The following is a 273-nucleotide window of genomic DNA, read 5'->3' on the forward strand; positions in this document are numbered from 1 at the left end:
GCCACCGTGGCCAGCCTGAGCGCCGCGCCAACTGGCATCGAGCAAGGCCTGCGCCAGGGGCACAGCGGCCTGACGCCGATCCAGCACTGGTTCTTCGACAGCGAGGTGGCCCAGCCTCAGCACTGGAACCAGGCAGTGCTGCTGCAGGCGCGCCAGCCACTGGACGCTGCGGCACTGGAGCAGGCCCTGGTCGCGCTGGTGCAGCACCATGACAGCCTGCGCCTGCGTTTCAGCCAGGCCAGTGGCCGCTGGCAGGCCGAGTACGCCCAGCCT

The 273-nt window shown here is 70.7% G+C and carries 1 protein-coding gene; it reads left to right on the plus strand.

From position 1 onward, the window contains the following. Positions 1-273, plus strand: a 273-nt coding sequence (locus tag SB772_RS40985; RefSeq protein WP_410838649.1) for a condensation domain-containing protein, incomplete at both ends; no start/stop codon positions are given.

Origin of the sequence: Paraburkholderia sp. SIMBA_030 (genome assembly GCF_046535245.1) — a bacterium.
Lineage (GTDB): Bacteria > Pseudomonadota > Gammaproteobacteria > Burkholderiales > Burkholderiaceae > Paraburkholderia.